Source organism: Vibrio sp. HS-50-1, assembly GCF_024747315.1.
Classification (GTDB): Bacteria; Pseudomonadota; Gammaproteobacteria; order Enterobacterales; family Vibrionaceae; genus Vibrio; species Vibrio diabolicus.
This window is the reverse complement of record NZ_JAMPZF010000024.1, coordinates 749338-776138: the sequence shown is the minus strand read 5'-3', so window position 1 is coordinate 776138 and position 26801 is coordinate 749338. Positions and strand designations below refer to the sequence as shown.

The window sequence follows — 26801 nt, the reverse complement described above, 5'->3', positions numbered from 1 at the left end:
TACGTTGGGATAGGACTATGAGACCAAGGGTGTTACTGGTAGAAGACTCTACTTCACTAGCCATACTTTATAAGCAGTATGTCAAAGACGAACCTTATGACATTTTTCATGTCGAAACAGGTCGCGAAGCAATTCAATTTATTGAAAGAAGCAAACCTCAGCTCATCATTCTCGATTTGAAACTGCCCGATATGTCTGGTGAAGACGTATTGGATTGGATCAACCAGAATGACATTCCTACCTCAGTTATTATTGCTACAGCGCACGGCAGCGTAGACTTAGCCGTTAACCTAATTCAAAAAGGTGCGGAAGATTTCTTAGAAAAACCTATTAACGCCGATCGCCTAAAAACTTCTGTTGCATTACACCTCAAACGCGCCAAATTGGAAGATTTAGTAGAAAACATTCAGTCCAAGTTTGATCGCCATAACTATCACGGATTTATCGGTTCAAGTCTCCCAATGCAGGCGGTATATAAAACCATTGATGCCGTTGCTCCAACATCTGCCAGTGTCTTTATTGTGGGTGAAAGCGGCACAGGTAAAGAAGTCTGTGCTGAAGCCGTGCACCGTCAGAGCGATCGTAAAGACAAGCCTTTTATTGCTATTAACTGCGGGGCTATCCCACGAGATTTAATGGAAAGTGAGATCTTTGGCCACGTTAAAGGCGCATTTACCGGAGCCACAACAGACCGAAAAGGTGCTGCGACGCTGGCTCACGGTGGTACGCTTTTTCTCGATGAACTGTGTGAAATGGAACTTGAGATGCAAAAGAAGTTGCTCCGTTTTCTTCAAACAGGAACCTACACACCGCTTGGTGGCACTCGAGAGATGAAGGTGGATGTTCGAATCATTTGTGCCACCAACCGAGATCCATTAACAGAAGTGGAAGAAGGTCGTTTTCGTGAAGATTTGTATTACCGCGTACACGTAATACCTATCGATATGCCCCCCCTACGCGAGCGAGGAAGTGACATTGTCATGCTAGCCAAGCACTTTTTGACCACTTATGCCAAACAGGACAAAAAGAAATTCTCAACAATCGACAGCGAAGCTCAACATATCATCAAGCACTACGAATGGCCGGGTAATGTAAGGCAATTGCAAAACATCATACGTAACATTGTAGTGCTTAATAATGACGAAAAAGTCACGGTGAATCACCTACCCGCTCAACTGACTAGAAAGTCTAAAACGGTGAGAACATCCACTCCCGCACATGTAACTCAAGAGCCAGCAACCCCTCCAACAATAACCTCCCAACCTGTGTATGTTGAGGAACAGTCGGCCCCCGCTAGAGAACCGTCAATACCGACAACGGAACCTAGCATACAATCCTCAGCGGCTGCCTCGCCTTACTTTAACTCTGATGGAACCATTCGCCCTATGTGGCAAGTGGAACGTGAGGCGATTCAAAACGCAATCGCATACTGTGATGGCAACGTCCTCAATGCCGCCGTAATGCTGGAGCTAAGCCCATCTACGGTTTACCGAAAAAAACAAGCGTGGGAAGCGGATGAAATTAATCTCGAACAATCTTGAGAAACCTGCCGTTGGTGAAATTTGGATTTTTCTTGATAGCCGCCTGTTTGGCGGTATCGAAAGTCACGTCATAGAGCTTGCTCGTGGATTAATGACATTTGGGCACAAAGCACGTGTTGTCTTAACGACTGAGTACTCGCCACCAGCACAGATTGTAGAGAAAGCAGAAGAATCCACCATCCCTGTGAGTTACTTGAACCATTTGTCTGGTGAGCCACATAAGGCATTAAAGATCAAACACCTAACAAGCGCGGTCGCCAATCACCAACCATCGGTCATTCACTCCCACGGTTACAAAGCGTCAATCTTAGCGCGCTGTGCCAAGCTACTCACGCGCACATTTCCTCGCTTGATTTCAACTTATCATGCAGGAGAATCATCCTCGGGCAAACTGTGGCTCTATGATTGGCTTGATAGAAGTTCAGGCTACCTCTCTAACCACTGCTTTTCCGTCAGCCCAAGCATTCAGCGTAAAATCATTTTCCCTTCGGAGCTGCTGAATAACTTTGTTTCGATTCCCGATCGTAATCTCAACTATCAAGAAATCGCTTTCGTCGGCCGATTGAGCCAAGAAAAAGGTGCCGACCAATTTATCGAAGTGGCTGAGCTCTGCCCAACACTGCATTTTAGTGTTTACGGTGATGGACCAGAAAGAGAATCACTCGCCCAAATTGCCCCTTCAAATGTGAAATTTTTCGGTCATCAAACTGAAATGGAGACCGTTTGGAAAAACATTGGCGTGCTGGTAATTTCTTCTCGCTATGAAGGCCTGCCTATGGCGGCGCTTGAAGCAATGGCTAGAGGAATAATCGTGATGAGCCTACGCGTGGGTCGCTTGCCCGATATTATCCAAACTGGCGAAAATGGCTTTATTGTCAATGACATCCCATCTCTCGCTCAATGCCTTAAACATTGGATGTCTCTTGATGAAGCGCAGCAATCTCTCATTCGTCAAAACGCTCGGCAGACCATTATTGATGATTTCTCGGCGCAAAGCGTTATTCCTGTATTGCTACGAAAATATCAAATTGAAACGGAGCAATAAGCCATATTGGTTCTCAATATGAGAATATTGCTTCTCCACTTAAGTCCAAGCACAAATATCTAATAATATTCAAACACATAAACTAATGGCATATTTTGGCATCTCTGTTGCAACTCAGCAGTTAACACAAGTTAATGATGAGACAGAGGTGACTTATGACTACTCCAAAACGCATTCTATATGTTCATTATGGTGATAACTGGATTCGCGGCAGTGAAGTGGTACTTCTGGATCTCATCTCAGGGATTGACCGTGATAAGTTTGAGCCATTCGTGTGGTCAAACTGCCAGCCACTAATCGATAAGTGTCAATCGCTCGGAATTGAAGCGGAACATTCTGTTTTCAATCTCGTTGGTGGCTGGAGTGCGCCTCGCTGGGATATTAGCGGATGGAATAGCCTTATCAAACAAGGCTCAGCACTGATCGAAAAACACAATATCGACTTGGTACACGTTAATAGCGGTGGCCCTTGTCAATGGATGTGTTTGGCTGCACGCATGAATCACATCCCACTTGTCACCCAACTTCATTGTCACTATACATTGCGAGATCGCTTCTCTCTTGGGCTACACCTCTCCCCAAAATTGATTTGCGTTAGTAAAGATGTCGGTCGTGAAATTATTCAGGACGGTTACCCAGAAGACCAGCTTTATGTTGTGCACAACGGTGTATCGCTTCAAGACTCTGATACGCCCATTGATATCAAGGCTCACCTCGGAATACCTCCACAAGCGTTTACCTTTCTCTCGGTAGGTTCGTTGATTAAAAGAAAAGGATTCGACCGCCTTATTCGCGCTATGCGCATGCACAATTACCATCACGACAATCCTCATCTTGTTATCGTTGGCGATGGCGAGGAAAGAGAAACATTGCAACAACTTGCTTCGGATCTCGGTATCCAAGACAGAGTCCACTTTGTCGGGGAAAAAAGCAATGCTGGTGCATGGATGTCTGGGAATGCAGACGCTTTTATTAGCGGCGCCTATGAAGAGGCCTTTGGTCTCGTGCTCGGGGAAGCGGCTTTAGCTCAGCTGCCTATCGTGGCTCCTAAAACAGGAGGCATCCCTGAGTTGTTCGAGCATAATCACTCTGCGCTACTGTACCAGAATCGCGGAATGGCAGGCTTATTAAACGCTATCCAACAAGTCATGCAAGATGTAGCTCTAAGAAACAAGCTAGCTGAAAACGCCTATCTTCATGCTAGCCAAAACCTCACGACTGCAGCATCTATAAGCGCCATTGAACGTATTTATGAAGGTGAGCTTGAGAACAACAGTATTACACCAATGCCAATGACTCACTGCATGAAGCCTCTTTCACGCTGGTTGAGTATCAATTGAGGAGCCCAGTCATGAAACGTGTATTAATGTTCGACGCCATCCCAATGCAAGGTGGTTCTAAGATTGCGAATGCAGAGCTCCTCAAACAGTGCGATAAACTGAACGTAATTGGTTATCTGCTGACCACGAATCCAGAGCATTGGGAGTCACTACTTAGCGATACGCCTCGTGTGCAGATTATCAAAATCAAACCATCACCATTGAGCTCCACTCATGGCCTCACTTACTGGTTAATGAACGCGTATTACTTTATCCAACTGATTTTTGCGTGCATGAAACTACCAAAGATAGATAGCTTTTTAGGTCTATCTTGCCCGAGTAATGATATGCCTTTGTACCTACTGAGATTAATCAGCAAAAAGCCTGTGGTACAAATGGTTCATGGTCCAGTTGGTCGTTCAAGATCTTCCGGCTACTGCTTGGTAAAAGCATCCGCAATTTATTACTTGGCAAACACCCGAGAATCGATGCTAGAGGCCTTACAGGTCTACCTCAAAACAGAGAAGCCAGCTACTGAACGCTATTGGTGTGGTTTGAATGCTTCTACGTTTGTTAACGGACTATCGAGAGACCGCTGGCCAAAACAAGCAAATCCGATTTCAAACCGCGTCTTCTGGGCGGCCAGCTTACTAAAATGGAAGAACATCGATCTTTTTCTTGATGCTTTAACACTTGATAAGACACAAGAGATCAAATCTACCGTGTGTTACATCAAACCAAATGTGGCAGGTGTGGAATATTCAACACCAGATTTCACCACAAAAGGTGTTGAATGGCATGAATGCCCAGATAACCTCGATGACCTACGCTCTCAGTGTGGTGTGTTTGTTTCCACCAGTGTTAACGAACCTTTTGGATTATCCATTTTAGAAGCTCTCGCAGCGGGCATGTGCATCGTCATCCCACATGATGATAGCTACTGGGATCGCGTATTGACGCATGGCCGAAATTGCATCAAGTACACACCAAACAATGTGGCGTCGTTACATAACGCAATTCGCCTTTTGAATGAGTCTCCATGGATGAAAGTGACAATGGGTATCGAAGCACTCAACGTTTCTCAACTTTATACGGCCGAACGTTGTTATCTGCCAATCGCTCAGCACCTTGCAGCAGAATCCGCACCGAATGGCGATTGTAAACTTAAAACACCGCGATACATCAAAGGATATGACCATGTCTAAAGCAATGACCAATATGTCGCTGTTCGCTATCGCGTTAGTGATAAACAAAAGCATCAGCTTAATCATGCTGCCTGTATTGCCCCACTTTCTCTCACCAGAACAAATGGGCAAGCTTGAACTGCTTACCACCTTTGGCGTTGTCACAACCTTATTCGTCAGTTTCGCTTTGCATGAAGCGCTGTATCGATTCGTCGGGGTTGAAAAGGATCAAAATACGCGCACAAGCCTTCTAAACCAGCTGTACTCGCTTGCTTTATTCATCGCTGGCATCGTGGCTTTATGCCTACTCGCTATCATTATGCTCGCGCCTATTCCTGCACCTTTTACGCGAGTCGAGTTTGCTATTGTTATGTTTGCTATCGTTCTAGAAGGCAGTATCGCAATCGGCACAGCTTGGTTGAGAACACAGGACGACAAAGCAAGAACCCTACTTAACGTCATGGTGACTACCACTGTTTTTCAGGTCATTTTCATCATCAAGGCACTGTCTATTCACCCACATGTTATTTCTGTTTTATGGGGTGGCTTGTTGGCTGCTATTACTCAGTTTGTCTGGCTGCACATCATTAACCGCTACAGCATAACTCTGCCAAATCTGACAGTGGCGAAACAATACCTAAATTACTGTCTTCCAATGATGATGGCTGGATTGGTTGCGTTTTGTCTCAATGGCGCTGAACGCTGGTTCATCGGCGCGAACGCCTCACTTGCGACCTTAGGGATTTACGCGATAGCCGTAAAATTTGCGGTTGGCATGTGTATTTTAGTTCAGCCATTTGGCATGTGGTGGATGCCACGTCGATTTAATTACCTAGAAGGTCGTAAGAGTACAGAAGCTGTGCGCATCACTCATCTAGGCATGATTTACATTACCGGTTTAAGTGTTGCAGTCGGCACATTAGCAATGGTGATGATCACTTACCTGTTACCAGAAACCTATCATGAGGCGGTACTGTTCAGCTTGTTCTTACTGCCTATCGCCATGCTAAAAGAGTGGAGCGAACTCATTAATATTTCCATTTTGTACAAGCGTCGTACTCGCTGGTTACTGGGTATTAATGTCGTCTCAGCATGCGTTGCAATTGCTTTGCTGTTTGGCCTATCGTCCCTGGGTATCTATGGAGTTTTCATTGCGCTTTATTACGCTCAACTGTGTAAGCTTGGCTTTACTTATGTGGTAGGCCAACAATGCATGCCGTTGCCTTTTCACCTAAGTCTGATGGTTTTATTGCAGATTATCTCCGGTGTGGCACTGTTCCTGCTTCACTCTTCACAATCAATAGGCATCGCCATCGCAATTTGCATTTTGACATGCACTTTGCTGGCAGGGATAGCCACTCGCTATATGAGTAAAGAGACGCTAAATGCGCTCACTCGATACATGGTGAAATGGCGTGGACAGGTGAAGAGATACTCGTTATGACTGAAACCAAGGTGAGAAGAAAGCAGTCCATCGCAGCGCTGACGATTACCGTCTGTATCGGCCTGCTTTGGATTGTTATGCCTCACCCTATTTTGATTGTCGCACTATGTTTCGCCCCACTTGCTTTACTATTCGTTCTCAACCAAACGTTTTGGCTTGTCACGCTGTTCGTTATTTTTTCATTCTTTCGTATTCATGAAGCGTTTCCCGTTATCTATAACTTTAAGATCCCATTGCTACTATCATTAGGGGCACTGGCCGCACTTGCTTTCCACCTTTTGATAAGTCGCCAGCTTACTGCTTTTTGGCACCCTTCATTAAAATGGCTGTGCATATTTTGGGGGTTGGTGATCATCGGTATCGTCTTTGCCTCCAGTCGTGACATTGCCATTACGGTTTTCAAAAATACCTATTGGAAAATCATCATTATGACATTGGCGATCACCTGGCTTATTACCAAACCGGCTCAGTTGGCACAAATGTCGAAAGCGATAATTTTCGCCGGATTGTTGATTGGTTTAGTCGCATTACAAAACGCAGCGAATGGCATTGATTTAGTGGAAGGGACGCGCGTATCGATTGGACGCTCCATAGGTTCAGTACTCGGCGATCCGAACGACTTGGCGCTGGTATTAATGTTTCCCCTCGCCTTTACCGTTAGTCAGTTGATGGAGAAACGTTCACCTAAACATCTCCGACTCTTCGCACTTGTTACCTGTTTGGTATTGTTTTTTGCGATTATTGAGACACAAAGCCGCGGGGGCTTGTTAGGCTCTCTATCGGTATTTGCGTACTTTGCCTTTAAGCACATCAAAAGCAAAACGTTAGTCTTAGTACTAGGCGCCGTCGCAGCCATCGTACTCTACGCATTTGCTGGTATCTCAGGGCGAGAATCGGGTGGTGCAGCCGAGGATGGTATAGATGCCTCTGCGATGGGACGACTTTACGCGTGGGAAGCCGCATTTAAAATGGCTCTCCACCATCCGTTAACTGGGGTTGGGCTTGATAATTTCTACTTCAATTACTATTTCTATAGCCCTCACTGGGATGGCATCAATCACGCCGTACACAGTACTTGGTTTGGCGTATTAGCAGAAACAGGGTTTGTTGGACTCGCCGTGTTCATTACATTGATAGTGTCATTGATTCGAACCTCTTTGCATTCTATTTCACTACTGACGCCAACATCGGATTACACGCTTTCCGTTGGGGCAAACGCAGTTTTAAGTGGGCTGATCGGGACCATCGTATCAGGCACTTTCCTCACTCAAGGTTTCACTTGGCCAATTTACATTCTGGCAGCATTAACAGTAGTCGTTAGCCGAATCGTTCAAAGTGATTGTCAAAATGAGAAACCCTAATTTCAAATACCAACAGAAAGTCCAATTACCTGTTTTATAAGAAATAAATCCTTGGCACGTATTGTGATTACTCTCTTGATTAGTAATCAAATAACAAAGACTCAAGGAGAGCCACATGACAGACATCGTAGTATTTGGAGAAGATTTTGGCGGGTTACCCTCCTCCACTCAACACATTGTCAAACGACTAGCAACGAGCCACCGCATCCTTTGGGTTAACTCAATCGGTCTTCGTCAACCTAGGCTGACCACTAAAGACATGCAACGTGCGTTAAACAAGCTCACTCGTGTATTTAATAACGCTGGATCGCATAAGCCAACGTTAGAGTCTGCAATAAACCCAAATATTCACACCATTAACCTACTCACTATTCCTGCTCCAAGTTCTGCGCTGGCAAGAAAAGTAGCGGCTAAGATGATGAAATACCAGCTCAATAAAAAATTACACGCTCTTGGTTTTGATAAGCCTATATTTTGGACATCGCTCCCAACGGCCGCAGATGTTTGTGCGGAAATGAATTCACGTGGGCTAATTTACTATTGTGGCGATGACTTTAGCGCTTTAGCTGGTGTTAACCACGACACGGTTGCCAAGCATGAACGTACACTGGTTAACGCGGCTGATGTGATTTTTACAGCAAGTGACAAACTCGCCACTCAATTTCCATCTGGTAAAACCGTCACTTTGCCTCACGGTGTCGACTTTAGTCTGTTTTCTGAGCCAGCACCTAAGGCTGAAGATTTTCCTAATAATGGTCGCAAAGTGCTGGGCTTTTATGGCAGTTTGTCTGAATGGTTAGACTACGACTTAATTGCCCAAGTCGCAGACCAAGCGCCTGACTGGGATCTCGTGTTCATCGGCCCCAACGAGTTCAGTGACAATCCACTTCCACAAAGAAGCAACATATACTACCTAGGCCCGAGAGCGCATCACACTCTGCCACGTTACTCTCAACACTGGGATGCCAGTTGGTTGCCCTTTGTTGATAACGCTCAAATCAAGGCATGTAATCCGCTTAAACTTCTTGAGTACTTGGCAACAGGAACCCCTGTTATCAGCACACCCTTTCCCGCATTAATGCCCTACAAACATATGCTCCATGTGGTTCAAGATGTCGAAGACGTGCGTGCCAGTCTCGATCACCTCCTACCGCCACCGACAGATTCAAAGTCATTTGTTCAACAGCAAAGCTGGGAAGCAAGAGCCAACCAAGTTGATAAATTAGTGAGGGCGCTATGAACGATTTAAGAGAAAACCTCAGCGTACTGTTACATGGTGCTTGGAGACGTCGCTACATGATCGTTATTCCTATGCTTGTATTGCCTGTGCTGGGTTTCATCGTAAGTAAACTGGTTCCGACGACTTATGTCGCTCATACAAGTATGCTTATCCAAGAGACAGCGAAAATGAACCCATTCCTTCAAGATCTTGCCGTCTCAACCATGCTGAAAGATCGATTGAGCGCACTCAGTACCTTGCTAAAAAGCCGACATGTTTTGTACTCAGTTGCCAAAGAACAAGCGCTGATTAGTGACGAAATGAGTGCCAAAGAGCAAGAGTTCATCATTAAAGATCTCGCGTCGCGTTTGTCTGTTCAGCAGCTCGGTAAGGACTTCATTCAAATCCAACTACGAAGTGGCAAACCGAATGGCATGGAGTCGATGTTACTCTCCGTCAGCGAACATTTTGTCGAACAGCTTTTAGCTCCTGAACGATCTTCAATTAAAGATTCAAGTCACTTTTTAACCATCCATATTAATAAACGCAGAGAAGAGCTGGATAAAGCAGAGCAAGCGTTCGCGGAATACAAGAATACTTACTCTCACGCGACGCCTGAAATGCAAGCACAAAGCCTGACTCGTCTGGCAAGCCTTAAACAAACCTTGGCAGAAAAAGAAGCGGAGCTTGCTGGTGTTACCCGAAGCCTAGGTAGTTTGGACCAACAGCTTTCTAAAACCAACCCGGTTATCGGTAAGCTTGAAGAACAAATCATCGACATTCGTAGTGAGCTCACCTTGCTTCGCGCCAAGTACACTGAGGCACATAGCATGGTTCAAGGCAAGCTACGAGAGTTAAACCGCTTGGAGCAAGAGCGCTCAGTACTATTGAACTCTAAACAACCGGAATTAAACAGCGCCCAACTTTGGGATATCGCAAGCAATACCACCGTAAACAGTCTTGGAGAAGCTCAGCCTCTTCTGGTCTCTCAGCTTCACCAACTGCAAATTATGCGCGGACGCTTTGAAGCCCTCACAGAAGAAACCAATAGCTTACGAACAATGATTCAAGAGTTAGAAAGTAATGCGCATCGATTTGGTAGCACAGCAACAGAAATTAACCGCCTAGCTCGTGATGTCGCGGTAAAAAGAGAAATGTATGATGACCTTGTAGAGCGTTATGAAATGGCTCAATTAACTGGTTCACTTGGCGTATTTGAAGAGAATAAACGCGTGAAAATCATTGATGAACCTTTCACACCAACCATTCCGTCTAACTTACCTAGTTTTGTGTTTGTCATTTTAGGGTTTATCGGTGGCGCGGGTTTGGGCATTGGATTAGCGACGATACTTGAGTTAGCAGATAACTCTATCCGCTCTAAAAGAGCATTAGAAAAGCATCTTGGCGTTCCTGTGATCACCACCTTACCTAAAGTGGTATACGGAAGCTAACAGCCGTTAACACTCTATTACAAGCACTCGCTCAGCGAGTGCTTTTCTTTTTGTGCTTATTCTAACTCTGCATAAGGTTTCCACTAATATGAATCTCAAATTGAGAATAAACATCGCCCTTCATATGCGCCACCATTAACTCCATGTTTTTAAAAACTTAATTTTTTGGCACGCAGTCTGCAATTCCTGAATAAACAAAGAACTCAACGAGGGTTTGAGAATGGAATTCAGACAAAAACAAAATAGCACTCAACGCAATAAAAAAGTGATATTACACGTCGTGCAGCACTTAGCTCCTGGCGGTTTGGAAACGCTCGTATTAGAGATGCTTCGTTTTGCGCAACCGAATCATTCCGTGTTTGTCGTAAGTTTAGAGGGAAGCAAAGCGCAAGCACTGCAATGCTGGTCAAAACTCTCGGCCTACCAAGGCCAACTGCACTTTCTCAATAAGAAACCTGGATTCAGCGGAAAAACCATCAGTACGCTGACTTCCATGCTCAAAGGACTTAAGCCTGATGTGGTCCACACTCACCATATCGGTCCACTATTATATGGTGGGATTGCGGCACGCTTAGCGCAGGTGCCAGTAATTATCCATACTGAGCACGACGCCTGGCATCTGAATAACAGAAAGTCAGCTCGACTTCAGTCCCTACTGCTAAAAATGATTCGTCCACATGTGGTTGCCGATGCGAACTTTGTCGCCGAACAAATCCAGACAAAACTGAATTACCGCAAAGTCTGCACCATACATAATGGAATCGATTGCCAGAAATTTCAAAGCGGTAATCAAGCAACCAAGAGAAACTTGTTTGGGCTTCCAGCCAACAAAACCGTGATTGGAGTGGCTGGACGTTTAGAAGCAGTTAAAGGCCATAAAGTGCTTATCGAAGCCTTCTCTCATCTTACGCCAAACACACACCTAGCCATTGCTGGAGATGGTTCTCAGAGAGCTCAATTGGAAGCACAAGTTAGAACGTTAAAACTTGAGGATCGCGTTACCTTTTTAGGCTTGGTCGATGATATGCCCAGCTTTTACCAAAGCCTCGATTTATTTTGTTTACCGTCGCTTCAAGAGGGTTTCCCCCTCTCAACACTAGAAGCTCAAGCATGTGACATTCCTTGTGTCGCAACCGATGTTGGTGGCGTGAAAGAGACGCTCTGCCCGATTAACAGCACATTGGTTGAAGCCAACCGAGTGTTCTCTTTGGCGGAAGCTTTATCGCTGCAATTGAAATCAACCCATGGTTCTCCTCGAACTTTTATTCTCAAACATTTTGATATCAGAGACATGGTGAGTCGCTACTCACGTTTGGCCAAGGAGGCTAGCTATGAATGATTTACTTTGGATTACAGGTTTTGGTTTATCCGCATTTTTGATTGTCTATCATCATGTTGGTTATCCATTGCTACTTAAATGGCTTCCTTTAAAACAGCAAAAAACCACAGCACCATTTGTAGAGCGAGCTTACAAAGCCTCTCAAACAGACAGTCAGTTACCATCTATTACTGTCATCGTGCCCGCCTACAATGAAGAACAATGGATAGCAGAAAAGATCCGCAACCTTGCGAGCTTAGATTACCCAAGAGATAAATTGAAAGTGGTGATCGCATGTGATGGCTGCACAGATAACACAGCCGAGATTGCTCAAGCGACGATTCAAGAAGCAATCTGCTCCGATACACTGTTCATCATTAATGACCACCAAGTCAATCGCGGTAAAGTTGCCCTACTCAACGAAGAAATGCGTCATGTTAGCTCGGACATTACCGCACTGAGTGATACATCGGCATTGATTTCTTGCGATTCTCTGTTGCTAGCTAGTCAGCATTATCAAAATGAGAAGGTTGGAGTGGTTAACGCGACATATCAAATAATGAGTACCGATAACCAAGGTGAAGCAGCGTACTGGCAATACCAGTCTCGAGTGAAGCACCAAGAATCCTTGCTAGGTTCAACGATTGGTTCTCACGGTGCGTTTTATACATTCAGAACCCACCTATTTGAACCACTTGAAGTCAGCACCATTAATGACGATTTTATTCTCCCTATGAGAATCGTTTTGCGAGGCTATAACGCTATCTACGAACCTAACATGCTGGCTCTTGAACTCGAACAAAGCTCAGACGACGCAGACTTCAAGCGACGCCTAAGAATTTCAGCGGGTAACATGCAGCAGCTCATGCAATTAAAGAAATTACTGTTACCTCGCTATCGTGGCACTGCCTTTGCATTTCTATCGGGAAAGGTTCTGCGCTTGGCAACACCCTATTTGATGATTGTTTGCTTGGTTTGTTCACTGCTACTGGCACACAACCCGCTGTTTCAAATAATGCTGCTCGCTCAAGCCTGTGTTTATGGTATCGCACTTGTCACTTACTTGGTGCCTGCACTTAACACAGTCAAGCCTTTTAAACTGATTAGCTATATCGTCATTGGTCATCTCGCCAATTTCATCGGCGGTATGAAGTATTTGCTAGGAATGGAAAATGGACGTTGGAAACGCGTCAACCAATAAGGAAAGCATCATGAAAAACTCACGCTACGATTCAAATGTATGCCACGCGAAAAGAACGTTTGATGTACTGGTTGCAATGTTTATTTTGCTCGTCACTGCACCACTATTCCCATTTATCGCGCTAGCTATAAAAATCACATCAAAAGGCCCAGTGATCTATCGTCAACTGCGTGTTGGGCGCTGTACACCAGAAAAAATGGATCTTTTTCAAATCATGAAGTTTCGCACCATGTATATTGATGCGGAGCAACGCTCCGGTGCAGTTTGGGCAACCGAGAATGATCCTCGAATCACACCAGTAGGACGTTTTTTACGTAAGACGCGTTTAGATGAGTTACCACAGCTGTTTAATGTGTTGAGAGGTGAAATGTCGATGATCGGGCCACGTCCAGAGCGCCCTGCTTTCTACCAAAAGTTGGAAGATGAAATCCCTTATTTTGTAGAACGCACATATGGCGTATTACCAGGAATTACAGGCCTAGCACAAGTTAACCAAGGCTATGATGCTTGCATCGAAGATGTACGACGTAAAGTTGGTTTTGACCACAGTTACGCACTAAGCTTAGGTTCGTTCTACTCTTGGATTTCAATGGACCTTTCAATCATGAGCAAAACATTCGTTGTGATGATTGACGGACGAGGTCAGTAACCCCTGGTTCTGGTAACGGTCACTCTTGCCACTGGCGTCGCATCTTTTCGATGGTCGCTGGTGGTACATCATGAATGCTTTGATACGCTCCGCGACACACCTTAACTTCCACCTCAATGCGCTTCTTCACGCAGTAGTCCAAGTAACGCTTCATCTCCCAGTGCCGAACAAACGTATTACTCACAATCACGACTTTCCCTTTGTTCAACCACTCTCGAGTTTGCTGAAAACACCATTCGTGCGCTTGGGGTAATTCAGTTGGGTTAAAGTGATAATCACCTTCATCATTTTCAAAATACATGTCAGCTTCAAAATGCTTAGCACCAAGCTCTATCGCCAGTTGCTTTGCTAAGGTTGTTTTACCTGAACCTGGAAGTCCACGAATAAGAATGAGTTTAGCCAGTGACATAATGCTGTTAAATGAGGTGGGAATAAGCCCAAACTGTAACGGAATTATTGAAAAAGAAAAGTAGAAATAAAAAATGCCGAGCGCATTAGGCTCGGCATTTAAATTCAATAGTGGATAGTGTTTATTTGTAAGCTGACAGTTCGGTTCTTAACCCTTTAACCAAGCTTACACACATCAACAACAGAACAAAGGTAAACGGTAATCCCGTTGCAACCACACCTGACTGCAATGCTTGCAAGGCTTCTTTGCCACCAACCCAAAGCATAACGGCTGCAATTGCACCTTCAATACAAGCCCAGAAAATACGCTGTGGAATTGGTGCATCAATCTTACCACCCGCAGTGATACTATCGATAACCAGTGAGCCAGAGTCTGATGATGTAATAAAGAACACCAGAATCAGCACGATAGAAAGCATTGAAATCACTGAGCTATACGGTAGCGCATCGTAAACATGGAACAGAGTCAGTGAAATATCAGTTAGACCATTTGCACCTAGCTCCCCCACTTTATTCACCACTTGGTCAAGCGCGATACCACCGAATACAGACATCCAAATCAAGGTAACGACTGTAGGAATAACGATCACTGCGAACAGGAATTCTCGAACCGTACGACCTTTAGACACACGCGCGATAAACATACCAACAAACGGTGACCAAGATACCCACCAAGCCCAGTAGAATACCGTCCAGCCATGCATCCAAGTTTCATCTTCACGACCGTGGGGGTTGCTCAACGGAATAATATTTTCAATGTAAGCCATTGTTGTGTCGCGTAGCGAACCCCACGCCGTATCAAACGTGATAAAGGTAATGAAAATAAGCAGGGCAAACGCAACCACCATATTGACGTTACTCAGTAGCTTAACACCACCATCAATACCACGAATTACTGATAGCACCGCGATAAAGGTAACAAAGGTGATCACAATCATTTGTGTACCAATGCCGCCTTCTAGACCAAAGACATGGTTAATACCACTGGTCGCCTGCTGAGCACCGAGACCCAGCGACGTTGCAAGACCAAACAGCGTGGATAAAACGGCAAGAATGTCGATAACATGTCCTAACCAACCCCATGCTCGGTCACCAAAAATTGGATAAAACGCCGCGCGCAATGAAAGCGGTAAACCCTTGTTAAAAGCAAAAAACGCAAGTGCTAGTGCAACGAGTGCGTAAATACTCCAACCATGCACACCCCAGTGGAACATGGTGGCACCCATCGCTAGAGATTTCGCTTCTTCTGTGTATGGCACTGCGTTCAGTGGCATTCCCCACCAATCAGTGAAGTACGCGGTCGGCTCCGCCACACTCCAGAACAGAAGGCCAATACCCATACCAGCTGCAAAGAGCATCGACAACCAAGAAACGGTTGAGTGATCCGGCGTTGCTTCTTTGCCACCTAAGCGGATTTTACCCAGCGGAGAAAAAAGAAGAGCAACAGCGAATAATAAGAAGAAGTTTGTCGACCACATAAAGAACGCATCAAACTGTTCGATAATTCCGTTTTTCAGACCGTTTAATACATCACGAGCAGTGGTTGGCTCAACAAGAAGAAGTGAAATTAGACAGAAAACAACGAGACCCGCACTGATGCCAAAAACGGGGTTATGTATGTCGAATCCCCACTTTTGAACGTTGTCCTGTCCAACCTGATAGTCTGTTGTGTCGATACTATATTTTTTAAATGCATTATCCATAAATACAAATTTAACGTGAATTTGAAACGCCCCTCAGGTGAGAAGAACTCCAATACCGCCCTCCATTAATTTGAACTCTAAAGTTTTAAAGCGGGGCAAAGTTTAGCAGCAATCACATATTTTTGCAAAAAATCGCCATTTATTGCATTTTTGGCTCAGTTAAAGGCAGATAAGAACAAAGTAATATCAACACAAAAATTATGAGGTCTAACGATTGATTTTATCGTAATTTGATCGTTAGAAAAGCACTGGAAATACTTGCGCTCTGTGGCTTTATCATTGATGGACGCGTAAATTGAGATAAGTAACACTGACTTGGTTTCAAAGCTAGCGATGAAACCAAGTCAGTAAAGATTTCATAGATACTGAGTATTATAGGAAATGGAAGGTAATATTCCCCGTCACACTGCTCACGGTGTCACTATCGCTGTCAATATCCACGCCAAACGCTTGATAGCTTGCCCCAATAGAAACATTATCGAGCAAGAAGTATTCGGCACCGACACCATACATGTAAGAGACACCATCATCTTTATCTAAATTTCTCAGTCCGCCGTCATAATCAACATTGAATGCATTGATGCCACCTTTGGCATAGACATGAAGCGGCCCAAAGTCGATGCTTGGTTTCGCTGCTAAATAGAATGAATCAAAATCAGCACTACCCCTGCTGCCACTCACTGATAAATCTACTTTGCCGTGGTTAAAGTAACCTGCCTCAATGCCAATGAATGGCAAAATACCAGTACCTACATGAATACCGTAGGTTGTATCGTTTTCGCTATCGATATCAGATTGACCAATTTGACCGCCAGCGTAAATCCATGAGTCAGCCATTGCTGATGTTGAGCACAACGTTAGAGCTAATAACGAGAGTGTTTTTTTCATACTATCCCTTCCTGAGCGATTCCTAAGCGAAACATTACGCAAATATGCGCATTTAATCGCCACTATATATTGGAAAGCATGAGCATTTTAAGAGCCAAAAGTGAATAATTTATGTTCAACTTTTGTTTTGTGACTTCCAGACAAAAAAACACCGACATAAAGTCGGTGTTTTTCATATGGGTGTTAGAAAGCTAGACGCTTATAGGAAATGCAGTGTTGCGTTAACAGAGAACGTGCCGATATCGTCTTTACCCGCCGTGTAGTTCATGTAGCTAGCACCAACAGACATTGGACCAAAAATGAAGTACTCAGCACCTACACCATACATTAGATCCAAATCGTCATCGTCTTTGCCGCCTTTCACTTCTTTGTCCCACTGGTGGAAGCCACCTTTTGCATACACATGCAGTGGACCAAAGTCGATGCTTGGCTTAAGTGCTGCGTAGTAAGACGTTAGCTTAGTGTCTTGACCATTTACGTTAAATTCACCGTGTTGCGTCACACCTGCTTCAATACCAATGATAGGTAGGATGCCTGTACCAACGTGAACAGAGTATGATGTATCCGTCTCACCTTTGTAGTCAGACTGACCTACTGTTGCACCACCGTAAATCCAAGAATCTGCCATTGCCGCAGAAGATGCGCCAAGTAGCGCCACTGCTAATAGAGTTTTTTTCATCATCTACCTTTACTCTTTATTATTCCCACGTCTGCATAACTCAGTCGTTGGTACTACAAATAAAGGGAGGCGAACCATTGCCTCCCAGAACTAAAAAATAACGCTTATTGAGTTACTAGCAATTAGTGTACCAGTAACCTCATACGCGAGAATTACAAATCTGACACTATTTTACTGGTTGATTAGCAAGCATCAATCGCGTTTTTGACTCGTTTATCAGAAACAGGATAAGGAGTGCCTAATTGTTGAGCAAAGTAACTCACGCGAAGCTCTTCAATCATCCAACGCACTTCTTTTACGTTTTCAGGAATGGCCACGCCTTTCGGGATCTTATTCAGCAACTCTTTATAGTCTTGAGTCACAGATTCAATCTTCAGCATATGTAAACGATCTTTGTTTGGATCGATTGGCAACTTCTCCATACGACGCTCTATCGCACGCATGTAGCGAAGAATATCCGGCAAGCGTTTCCAGCCACATTCCGTCGCAAAGCCTTTGAAGATCAAGCCTTCAATTTGTGCTTTGATATCGGACAGAGCAAACGCCATAGTGAAGTCGATTTTGCCTTTTAGCTTCTTATTGATGCTGAACGCCGTTGTCAGAATAGTCTCAACCTGTTTCGCGATCTCTACAACGGTATCACCCAGTTCAGCACGAACGTGTTCTTTCAACGCTTCGAACTTCTCTGGCTCCCAAGCTAAGCCCCCCTGCTCTTCAATAAGCTTATCGACACCACAGGCGATACAGTCATCGATCAGATCAAGCACTTTGCCGTAAGGGTTAAAGTACAAACCCAACTTCGATTTGTTCGGTAAGTTAGCGTGCAAGTATTTAATTGGCGACGGTACGTTCAATAAAATTAGGCGACGCTGGCCAGCACGCATTGCCGTTATCTGCTCGTACTCCGTTTCGTAGAGTTTGATTTCAACGCTGTCTTTGCTATCAACAAGTGCTGGATACGCTTTTACATCGTAGCCACCGCGTTTTTGTTGATACACTTTCGGCAATTCACCGAAGCTCCACGTATGCAGACCTTGCTGTTCAATATCGTCATCCGCCACTTTAGAAAGCGTTTCTTGAACTTTGTCTTTCAAGCTCTCTTTCAATTCGTGAAGATCTTTATGTTCCTTCAGTTTGCGATTTCGATGATCAACCGCTCGGTACGTGACTTTCAAGTGTTCAGGCACCTGTTCCAAGTTCCAGTCTTCACGCAACACTTCTACACCCGTCATGCGGCGCAGTTCTTTTTCTAGCGAGTCTAGCAGCGGCGCTTCCATTGGTGTTACGCGTGCTAAGAATGCATCGGCATAGTTCGGCGCAGGTACAAAGTTCTTACGAATCGTCTTCGGCAGCGATTTAATCAAACTAACAATAAGATCATGACGCAAACCCGGGATCTGCCAGTCAAAGCCCGCTGGTTCAACTTGGTTTAAAATCGGCAACGGCAAATGCACTGTGACACCGTCACTATCATCGCCTGGTTCAAATTGGTAACTCAACTTGAGCTTCAAACCATTTTGATGCCAGAAGTTCGGGTAATCCAAATCGGTCACATGGCTAGCATCACCCTTGAACAGCATCTCTTTTTCAAAGTTCAGCAGTTCAGGATCTTCTTTCGATGCTTTTTTCCACCACGTATCGAAATGTTTACCAGACACCACTTCGGTACCAACACGTTGATCATAGAAATCAAATAACTCATCATCATCCACCAAGATGTCACGACGACGAGATTTGTGTTCAAGCTCTTCCACTTCTTGCAGAAGCTTGCGGTTTTGCTTAAAGAACGCGTGTTTGGTTTCCCACTCACCTTCAACCAATGCACTACGAATAAAGATTTCGCGGCTAACGGCCGAATCGATACTGCCGTAGTTCACCAAACGTTTCGGTACGATTGGCACGCCGTAAAGCATGACTTTTTCGTGCGCCATCACCGCCGCACGTTTCTTCGACCAATGCGGTTCGCTGTAACTGCGCTTGATAAGGTGTTTGGCTAATGGCTCAATCCATTCCGGCTGAATCTTGGCAATGATACGGCCCCAAAGTTTCGAGGTTTCCACCAACTCGGCTGACATTATCCACTTAGGTTGTTTCTTAAATAGACCCGATGCAGGGAAGATATGGAAACGAGCGTTGCGCGCGCCTTGATATTCATTCTTTTCTTGGTCTTTCATACCGATGTGCGACAACAAACCAACCAAGATCGCACTGTGTACGCCATGGTAAGACGCAGGCTCATCGTTCAGTTTGAATTCCATTTCACGCATCGACTGGTGAATTTGGAAGTACACATCTTGCCACTCACGCACGCGCAAGTAGTTCAAATAGTCTTGCTTACATTGCTTGCGGAACTGGTTGCTAGACAAGGCTTTTTGCTGCTTTTGGATGTATTCCCACAAATTTACAAACGTCAGGAAGTCCGACTCTTCATGGAAGAAACGACGGTGCTTATCATCTGATGATTGTTGTTTGTCTGAAGGACGCTCGCGTGGATCTTGAATCGACAAGGCCGCTGCAATGATCATCACTTCTTTAAGCGCACCATATTTTGGCGCTTCCAAAACCATACGCGCCAAGCGTGGATCGATTGGCAAACGCGCTAATTGGCGACCAATGGAAGTTAGGCGTTTTTTCGGGTCTTTTACCTCAGAATTAATCGCGCCAAGCTCTTCCAGCAAACGAACACCATCTTGGATGTTACGTTTGTCCGGCGCTTCTACAAATGGGAAGGCTTGAATGTCGCCCAAGCCAAGTGCCGTCATCTGTAAGATAACCGATGCTAGGTTGGTACGCAGGATCTCGGGATCGGTAAACTCTGGGCGCGACTCAAAATCTTCCTCTGAGTACAGACGGATACAGATACCCTCTTCCACACGACCACAACGACCTTTACGTTGGTTCGCACTCGCCTGAGAAACCGGCTCGATTGGAAGACGCTGAACCTTAGTTCGGTAACTGTAGCGGCTAATGCGCGCCGTGCCCGGGTCGATAACATACTTGATGCCCGGAACGGTTAGCGAGGTTTCTGCCACGTTGGTTGCCAGTACAATTCGGCGACCAGCATGAGGTTGGAAAATCTTGTTCTGCTCGCCCGCCGACAAACGCGCGTAAAGCGGCACAATTTCGGTGCTCTTCAGATTGCGTTTAGACAGTGCATCTGCGGTATCACGAATTTCACGCTCACCGTTCATGAAGATCAGGATGTCACCTAAACCTTCATCGCACAATTCGTCGACCGCTTCGAAGATGCCTTCAAGTTGGTCACGATCATTGTCGTCATCACCACTTAGTGGGCGGTAACGGGTTTCTACTGGGTAAGTACGACCTGACACTTCAATAATTGGTGCATTGTTGAAGTGTTTTGAGAAGCGTTCTGGGTCGATGGTTGCCGACGTGATGATCACTTTCAAATCAGGACGACGTGGCAGCAACTCTTTCAAGTAACCCAAGATGAAATCGATGTTGAGGCTGCGCTCGTGCGCTTCATCGATAATGATGGTGTCGTATTGATTCAAGAAACGGTCATGCTGAATCTCAGCCAGCAAGATACCATCTGTCATCAATTTGATTTGGGTATTTTCAGAGATCTGATCGTTGAATCGAACCTTGTAACCAACAAACTCACCAAGCTTGGTTTCCATCTCTTCGGCAATACGGTTAGCAACCGAACGCGCTGCAAGACGACGAGGCTGAGTATGACCAATCAGGCCGAACTTACCGCGACCAAGCTCAGCGCAGATTTTTGGCAGCTGAGTGGTTTTACCAGAACCGGTTTCACCCGCGACGATAACCACTTGGTTTTCTTCAATAGCTTTAGCGATGTCGTCACGCTTTTGGCTGACGGGCAGAATTTCTGGGTATTCAATCGTTGGTTTGTAGTTGCTGCGTTGTTCCGCAACCATCATCGATTTAGCAATGTCGAGTGCAATTTCATCAAACACAGCATTACGTGCTGCATCTTTCTTAATTTTGCTCGCACCAGAAATGCGTTTACTTAAACGGAAGCGGTCACGCATCATGCACTGGCTTAACGCTTTGCGTAGAGACGCCGCGCTATTCACTTGAGCCTGAGGTGCTTTATCTTGTTTCGCTGTCGCCTTTTGCACACCATTTGACGGTGTCGCTTGCTCTTCAGCGGGATTCTTTTTTGGGGGCTGTGACGAAGTCAAAGCGTTTCCTATTCTTTTCATTACAAAAACTGCGCGGATTGTATCACACAAGATCTGCAACAAGATAACCGAAACCACATTCAAATTTTTCGAACATGTTCAGCGAATCCCTATACTTTTTAACCAACGTGCCTCGCTTATAATGGCTCCCATAGTCAAAAGTACTTATTTAAGGAATAACCATTATGTCTCGTGTACTAGCTCTAAAATCAAGCATCCTTGGCGATTACTCTCAATCAAACAAACTGGTTGAAGACTTCATCAAAAATGTAGACCAAGACAAGCTAACTGTTCGTGATTTGGCTGCCAACCCATTACCAGTTTTGGACTTCGCCGTTGCCACTGCACTTCGCGCAACGGAAGATCTTTCACAAGAACAACAAGCGGTTGTCGAACTGTCGGATACCCTTATTGAAGAAGTAAAAGCCGCAGACACTTTGGTTATTACCGCACCAATGTATAACTTTACAATTCCAACTCAGCTTAAAAACTGGATTGATTTGATTGCTCGTGCTGGCGTGACATTCAAATACACAGAAAACGGCGTTCAAGGCCTGATCGAAGGTAAGAAAGCGATTGTCATCACGACTCGCGGTGGTATCCATAAAGATTCACCAACAGACAACGTCACACCATACCTGCGTACCGTGCTAGGTTTCGTTGGTATCACTGATGTGGAATTTGTTTATGCGGAAGCGCTAAACATGGGTGAAGATTTCGCTGAGAAAGGCATTTCTGAAGCGCAGAGCCAACTTGCAGCGATAGCGTAAATTGCCCTAAGCTCGATAGTAGAATGTAAATAACAAGGGATTGGTTCGCGCCAATCCCTTGTCGATCAAAATGCCCTAATCGTGTTTAGAAATTATCTTATTTCTCCCAGAGCGATTCACTTTCTCTAAGTTGTGTAGCGCTTCGTGATAGAGCTTTTCCAAAGACTGCTCGGCTTCGTTTATCATATTCTCAATCATCGCATCAAACGCGACATCACTCGGAATTTCGAGATCGTCTCCAACGTCAACCTCAAGAGAATTGACGTACAACACTAACCATTCGTCACCCTCTAAATGTCCTTCCCCGTGGACGACAAAAAAGCGCTTGGCAAATTCATCGTTGGTACAGTTTATCGCCTCAATTTGAATATTGAATGAGGAGTCGATACTCATGGTGCTCATGCCATCCGATTCATCAGATGCATCACAAACAGCCTTAACTTTGGCACGATACACGAAGGTTCGCGTTGAAAGCAGCATTGTATTATTCATCATTACTCATAATGGGTGATAAAGAAGTCAGTTGCAAATCCGACCTATATGCATCTTACGATGCACTAAAACTCGAACTGGAAGTAAATGGTATTGTAGTTGCTCCCGCCTTTAATGCGCCCAAACTGGGACGCACTTTCGAAAATTGCTGAGCGGTGATGCAATGAATAACCCACCCACATATTTTCCCAGTTTTTTTGGTTGAATAAGTCACCTATATTTACATCAAACGAGAAGTCTAAGTAGTTCAGTAGCTTACTTGGTGTATAACCCTTGTCTTCCATTTCGGTTCCTTCGATGTAGGTAATGTTGTCGACGTATGACATACCTTCCGCAACACCAAATCGCCAAGTCGTTGGCCAATTAACGGTATAATAAGCCTTAATCGCCATCACGTATTCTGTGCTCGCGGACTGAACACTTGACGACCAGTGATGAACCAAACCTGGCGTTAAATAAATATCAAGAGGAAAACCAAACAACTCGTCCGTTAGCGGGTGCCCATAAAACAGTGAAGTAAGTTGATTGTTGTATGGGTCTTTTTCTCTCTCAAAGCTAAATATTTCACCAATATTTGAAGGCGTCGCCCAACCATGCGCGATACGTAGGTATGGTTTATTGCTCAGTGCTGATTTCGGAGCTTTGCCTTTATCGTTGAAAAAGCCAAAACCGACAAACACTTCACCTTGATATCGGTCTTCTACAAGCTGGCTGTTGTAGGCATTATCATCTAAGCGAGTGACACTCGTTTCCCCCAATAAATACAAGTTGGAAGTCACATGATAACGCGCTTTGATGCCGAGGTTGGCGTCAAGTCCTGCTCCAATTCTTTCCCCAGTAACATCTTTAAACGCATAATATTCACTGTTGAAGTCAGCGTCTTTGTATCGAATCGTGATAGATGGCTCTAACTCCCAATCACCAAACGCATAATTAGCGGCAAGGCGATAATTAGAGTGAAACTGGAGTTCATCGTCCGTCATTAATTCTACTTCTGCGCGCCAGTTGTCGTTAATGCTATAACGAACTTGACCACCGAAGTCGACTCTGTCCCCTTCATTGGCATTTTGTAGCGACATGGGAATATCAACAAATCTCAATCGCATGATCGCACTCGCGCGCCAGTCAGAATCACTCTCGTCATACAGAAAAACGCCGCCTTCAATGCCATTGATATACAAATGCTCGTTTTCAAAGAACATCATTGGTACAAATGTACTCACCGTCGAGTCATTATCGGGGGTATAAAACGGGATCGATGCGGTGCGATACATCGCTGCAATTCCCCATGTTTGCTCTTCTACACCATACGCAGAAGAAGCCATCGCAGCTAAAGGCAAAGTGAGTGTTGTTAGAATTAATCTCTTCATGAGTTCGAAAAATGTTGGTTGAGAAGCAGGCAAACATCAATGATTTGCCATTTAAAGCTTATGTTCTTCTGATGATAGCCGTTACAATGACAAATGTTGTCATCCTCGTGACAGTTTGAGTCCCAAGATTATATTAATATTGCACGACTAGATGAGCTTATTTGTGAATATTTTACTATCGTAACAAGCTCTTAAAACTCTAGCTTAGTTCTAAATCAAACATAATGAAGTAAAAAGTGAAAGCATCAGAACTTATCTCTACCTTGAATCATTTACCCGCAGACACGGACCCAGACATTGTGATGGGAGAAGCATGGCTGCCTGAAAGGTTGATAGGGACTCAACTTGATGGTGACATGTTATTTTTGCACTTTGATAATGCTCCAGAAGATGGTCAGGGAGACGAAGAGGGACGCGGCTTCGTCGAGCACGAAATAGATCTAATCAGAACGCGACTTCAGCAGATTTTGGATGAAGACAGTGATAACGCGTCAAAAGCCGATGCTATGCTAGGTTTATTCCTTATGGGACATGAACTTAGCAGTTCCCAAGTTATCGAAATATTAGAAGAAGAAGCTGACACATAAGGAGCCGTTTTGCCAGCATTGATGAATACGACTGAAACATCTTCACTTCCTCTTATCGTTGCAGGTCCGATTTTGCGCAAAGTGACCGCAACTGAAATCAATATTTGGCTAGTCACCACCCAACGCTTGGAGGGTATGGTGCAAATTACGGATGAAAACGCCTCCGTCCTTCATCAAGCCCCCTTAAGTGAGCAAAAAGAACAGCTTCAAATCGGTCTCAATGCGTGGTGCTGTTTGTTGCAATTAAAGGGCGAGTTTCCGCCCCATCAAACGTTACGCTATCAAATACAAACGCAACACGGCTCCGTAACGGAACTGCTTCCTCATCTGACTTATGAACGAGATAACAGTCCAAATTTGGGCGTTGAGTTCCTAATCAGCGAAAAAGCAGATTATGTCCTGCATGGCTCGTGCCGGAATCCCCACCACTTCAGTAAAGATACATTGGTCGCTGCAGATCATAAAATCGCATCTCAAACCATCGAAGAAAGACCAGATATGCTCATCATGAGTGGTGACCAAATCTACGCAGACCATGTTGCAGGCCCTACTCTGGACGCCATCGAACAAGTCATTGCCCTACTCGGTTTACCGGGCGAAGAATTCGAGCAAGCGCCGATAAAAAATACCAATGCCCTCTACCAGCACTCAGCTTGTTATTATGGTCGGGACAAATTGTTGCCTCATTATGTGAATGATGGCAGTTTACTGAGTACGTTTTTCCCGCACAGAGGGACGCCAATATTCAGCGCCAAAGAGTGTGAAAACCATCTAATAAGCTTTGCCGAATGCTTTGCAATGTACTTATTGGTTTGGTCTCCGACCTTATGGAAGCTTATTCGGACAGATCGCTTATTAGAAAATGAGTTTACTGTCGGCGGAGCAACTCTCGACCCCAAATGGCAACAGCAATGGCGAGAAGAAAAAGCTCAAATAGATAAATTCGTCTCAGGTCTAGATAATGTTCAACGCCTACTTGCTCACATTCCAACCTACATGATCTTTGATGATCACGATGTCACCGACGATTGGAACCTTACCATAGGCTGGGAACAAGCCGCGTACAGCAACGCCTTTGCAAAACGTATTATCGGGAACAGCCTGATTGCCTACTGGCTCTGCCAAGGGTGGGGAAACGCGCCAGAAAAATTCAATGATGAGTTTATGAGTATCGCTCAACGCTTTTTCAACGAGCGTTCCTCACAAACTCAAGATGCATTTATTCAATATTTGTATCGCTTTGAGAATTGGCATTACACCATTCCGACGACGCCAAAAGTTGTCGTGCTAGATACGCGAACCAGACGCTGGCGTTCTGAGTCTAAAATGAACAAGCCCTCTGGGTTAATGGACTGGGAAGCAATGATTGAATTCCACCAAGAACTTGTTCATCAAGACAAAGTTATCATTGTTTCTGCCGCGCCAATGTTCGGAGTGAAGTTTATCGAAGCACTGCAGCGAGTAGTGACGATGCTTGGTAAACCATTGATGGTCGATGCTGAAAACTGGATGGCGCACCCCGGAAGTGCGAATACGCTTATTAGTATTTTTACACATACTAAGACGCCGACCAATTTCGTTATTCTCTCTGGCGACGTGCACTACTCTTTTGCATACGACATTAAACTTCGCTACCGAAAAAATAGTCCGAATATCTATCAAATCACCTGTAGCGGGATTAAAAATCAGTTCCCAACCCAATTGCTCAATATTTGTGATGGTCTAGATAGGCTTCTATATAGCCCTCGTTCGCCTTTAAACTGGTTTACAAAACGTAAGCGTCTAAAGATCTACAAACGCGCACCAAGTACGCACAATTTTTATCGCTTAGTTAACCACAGCGCCATTGGTGAGCTGCGTCTTGATGACGAAGGAAAGCCGAGCCAAATTAGCATTCTAACGAGCGATGGTGAAGAGGTACATTTTCCACCAACTCGTGCAGAAGGCTAAATCTCGCTCCCAAAATGACTTGCCCTTTCTTGAAGGCAAGTCATTTTGACTGA

The 26801-nt window shown here is 44.8% G+C and carries 21 protein-coding genes; 14 read left to right on the top strand and 7 right to left on the bottom strand.

The genetic code is table 11. The annotated features are described in order from the left end of the window. The first annotated feature begins 17 nt into the window (after window positions 1-17). From NDJ01_RS13090 to NDJ01_RS13040, 11 genes are all read left to right on the top strand, one after another. Window positions 18-1541 carry a sigma-54 dependent transcriptional regulator gene (locus NDJ01_RS13090; RefSeq protein WP_258586818.1) on the top strand — a complete coding sequence of 508 codons (1524 nt, stop codon included), beginning with the start codon at window positions 18-20 and terminating at the stop codon, window positions 1539-1541. Continuing rightward, on the top strand, window positions 1516-2586 hold the full coding sequence (locus NDJ01_RS13085) for a glycosyltransferase family 4 protein (protein WP_237311683.1): 1071 nt from the start codon (window positions 1516-1518) through the stop codon (window positions 2584-2586). Before NDJ01_RS13090 ends, NDJ01_RS13085 begins: the two co-directional genes overlap by 26 nt. A 155-nt stretch (window positions 2587-2741) precedes the next feature. Continuing rightward, window positions 2742-3926: a glycosyltransferase gene (locus NDJ01_RS13080; protein ID WP_053807392.1), complete on the top strand. Its 1185-nt coding sequence runs from the start codon at window positions 2742-2744 to the stop codon at window positions 3924-3926. An 11-nt stretch (window positions 3927-3937) separates the two neighbouring features. After that, window positions 3938-5110, top strand: a complete 1173-nt coding sequence (locus NDJ01_RS13075; protein WP_258586817.1) for a glycosyltransferase family 4 protein — start codon at window positions 3938-3940, stop codon at window positions 5108-5110. Further along, window positions 5103-6533: a lipopolysaccharide biosynthesis protein gene (locus NDJ01_RS13070; protein WP_258586816.1), complete on the top strand. Its 1431-nt coding sequence runs from the start codon at window positions 5103-5105 to the stop codon at window positions 6531-6533. Before NDJ01_RS13075 ends, NDJ01_RS13070 begins: the two co-directional genes overlap by 8 nt. Next, a complete protein-coding gene (locus tag NDJ01_RS13065) occupies window positions 6530-7894 on the top strand; it encodes an O-antigen ligase family protein (RefSeq protein WP_006742945.1) in 1365 nt (454 codons plus the stop codon). Before NDJ01_RS13070 ends, NDJ01_RS13065 begins: the two co-directional genes overlap by 4 nt. 115 nt (window positions 7895-8009) lie before the next feature. Continuing rightward, window positions 8010-9134 (top strand): glycosyltransferase, encoded by a 1125-nt coding sequence (locus NDJ01_RS13060; protein ID WP_258431043.1) that lies wholly within the window; start codon window positions 8010-8012, stop codon window positions 9132-9134. After that, window positions 9131-10564: a chain-length determining protein gene (locus tag NDJ01_RS13055; protein ID WP_006742947.1), complete on the top strand. Its 1434-nt coding sequence runs from the start codon at window positions 9131-9133 to the stop codon at window positions 10562-10564. The genes NDJ01_RS13060 and NDJ01_RS13055 overlap by 4 nt, the downstream gene beginning before the upstream one ends. 220 nt (window positions 10565-10784) lie before the next feature. Continuing rightward, complete coding sequence (locus NDJ01_RS13050) at window positions 10785-11903, top strand: glycosyltransferase (protein WP_006742948.1); 1119 nt, start codon at window positions 10785-10787, stop codon at window positions 11901-11903. Continuing rightward, on the top strand, window positions 11896-13083 hold the full coding sequence (locus tag NDJ01_RS13045) for a glycosyltransferase family 2 protein (protein ID WP_006742949.1): 1188 nt from the start codon (window positions 11896-11898) through the stop codon (window positions 13081-13083). The genes NDJ01_RS13050 and NDJ01_RS13045 overlap by 8 nt, the downstream gene beginning before the upstream one ends. A gap of 10 nt (window positions 13084-13093) precedes the next feature. After that, on the top strand, window positions 13094-13732 hold the full coding sequence (locus NDJ01_RS13040) for a sugar transferase (protein ID WP_005394228.1): 639 nt from the start codon (window positions 13094-13096) through the stop codon (window positions 13730-13732). 19 nt (window positions 13733-13751) lie between these two features. Here the strand turns inward: NDJ01_RS13040 and NDJ01_RS13035 are convergent, their stop codons facing one another. The 5 genes from NDJ01_RS13035 to hrpA all read right to left on the bottom strand — a co-directional run bounded on the left by NDJ01_RS13035 (window position 13752) and on the right by hrpA (window position 21579). Further along, window positions 13752-14141: an ATP-binding protein gene (locus NDJ01_RS13035; RefSeq protein WP_046875242.1), complete on the bottom strand. Its 390-nt coding sequence runs from the start codon at window positions 14139-14141 to the stop codon at window positions 13752-13754. 121 nt (window positions 14142-14262) lie between these two features. Next, on the bottom strand, window positions 14263-15843 hold the full coding sequence (locus NDJ01_RS13030; RefSeq protein WP_005394224.1) for a BCCT family transporter: 1581 nt from the start codon (window positions 15841-15843) through the stop codon (window positions 14263-14265). Between the two features lie 372 nt (window positions 15844-16215). After that, entirely contained in the window at window positions 16216-16731 is a 516-nt protein-coding gene (locus NDJ01_RS13025; protein ID WP_258586815.1) for a porin family protein, read from the bottom strand. 199 nt (window positions 16732-16930) lie between these two features. Beyond that, window positions 16931-17410, bottom strand: coding sequence for an outer membrane beta-barrel protein (locus NDJ01_RS13020; RefSeq protein WP_005394221.1), 480 nt, complete (start codon window positions 17408-17410; stop codon window positions 16931-16933). Window positions 17411-17592: 182 nt separating this feature from the next. Then, window positions 17593-21579, bottom strand: a complete 3987-nt coding sequence (hrpA, locus tag NDJ01_RS13015) for an ATP-dependent RNA helicase HrpA (RefSeq protein WP_258586814.1) — start codon at window positions 21577-21579, stop codon at window positions 17593-17595. Between the two features lie 185 nt (window positions 21580-21764). On the opposite strand from hrpA, the gene NDJ01_RS13010 reads away from it, so the two are divergent. After that, window positions 21765-22349, top strand: a complete 585-nt coding sequence (locus NDJ01_RS13010; RefSeq protein WP_258586813.1) for an FMN-dependent NADH-azoreductase — start codon at window positions 21765-21767, stop codon at window positions 22347-22349. Window positions 22350-22424: 75 nt separating this feature from the next. On the opposite strand, the gene NDJ01_RS13005 is transcribed toward NDJ01_RS13010, so the two are convergent. Both NDJ01_RS13005 and NDJ01_RS13000 read right to left on the bottom strand, forming a co-directional pair. After that, on the bottom strand, window positions 22425-22844 hold the full coding sequence (locus tag NDJ01_RS13005; protein WP_225311865.1) for a hypothetical protein: 420 nt from the start codon (window positions 22842-22844) through the stop codon (window positions 22425-22427). A 62-nt stretch (window positions 22845-22906) separates the two neighbouring features. Continuing rightward, window positions 22907-24211 (bottom strand): MipA/OmpV family protein, encoded by a 1305-nt coding sequence (locus NDJ01_RS13000; protein WP_258586812.1) that lies wholly within the window; start codon window positions 24209-24211, stop codon window positions 22907-22909. A gap of 236 nt (window positions 24212-24447) precedes the next feature. Here NDJ01_RS13000 and NDJ01_RS12995 point away from each other — a divergent pair, with 236 nt between their 5' ends. Next, window positions 24448-24798 carry a hypothetical protein gene (locus NDJ01_RS12995; protein ID WP_005377676.1) on the top strand — a complete coding sequence of 117 codons (351 nt, stop codon included), beginning with the start codon at window positions 24448-24450 and terminating at the stop codon, window positions 24796-24798. Window positions 24799-24807: 9 nt separating this feature from the next. Further along, window positions 24808-26748, top strand: a complete 1941-nt coding sequence (locus NDJ01_RS12990) for an alkaline phosphatase D family protein (RefSeq protein WP_258586811.1) — start codon at window positions 24808-24810, stop codon at window positions 26746-26748. Window positions 26749-26801: the final 53 nt, after the last annotated feature.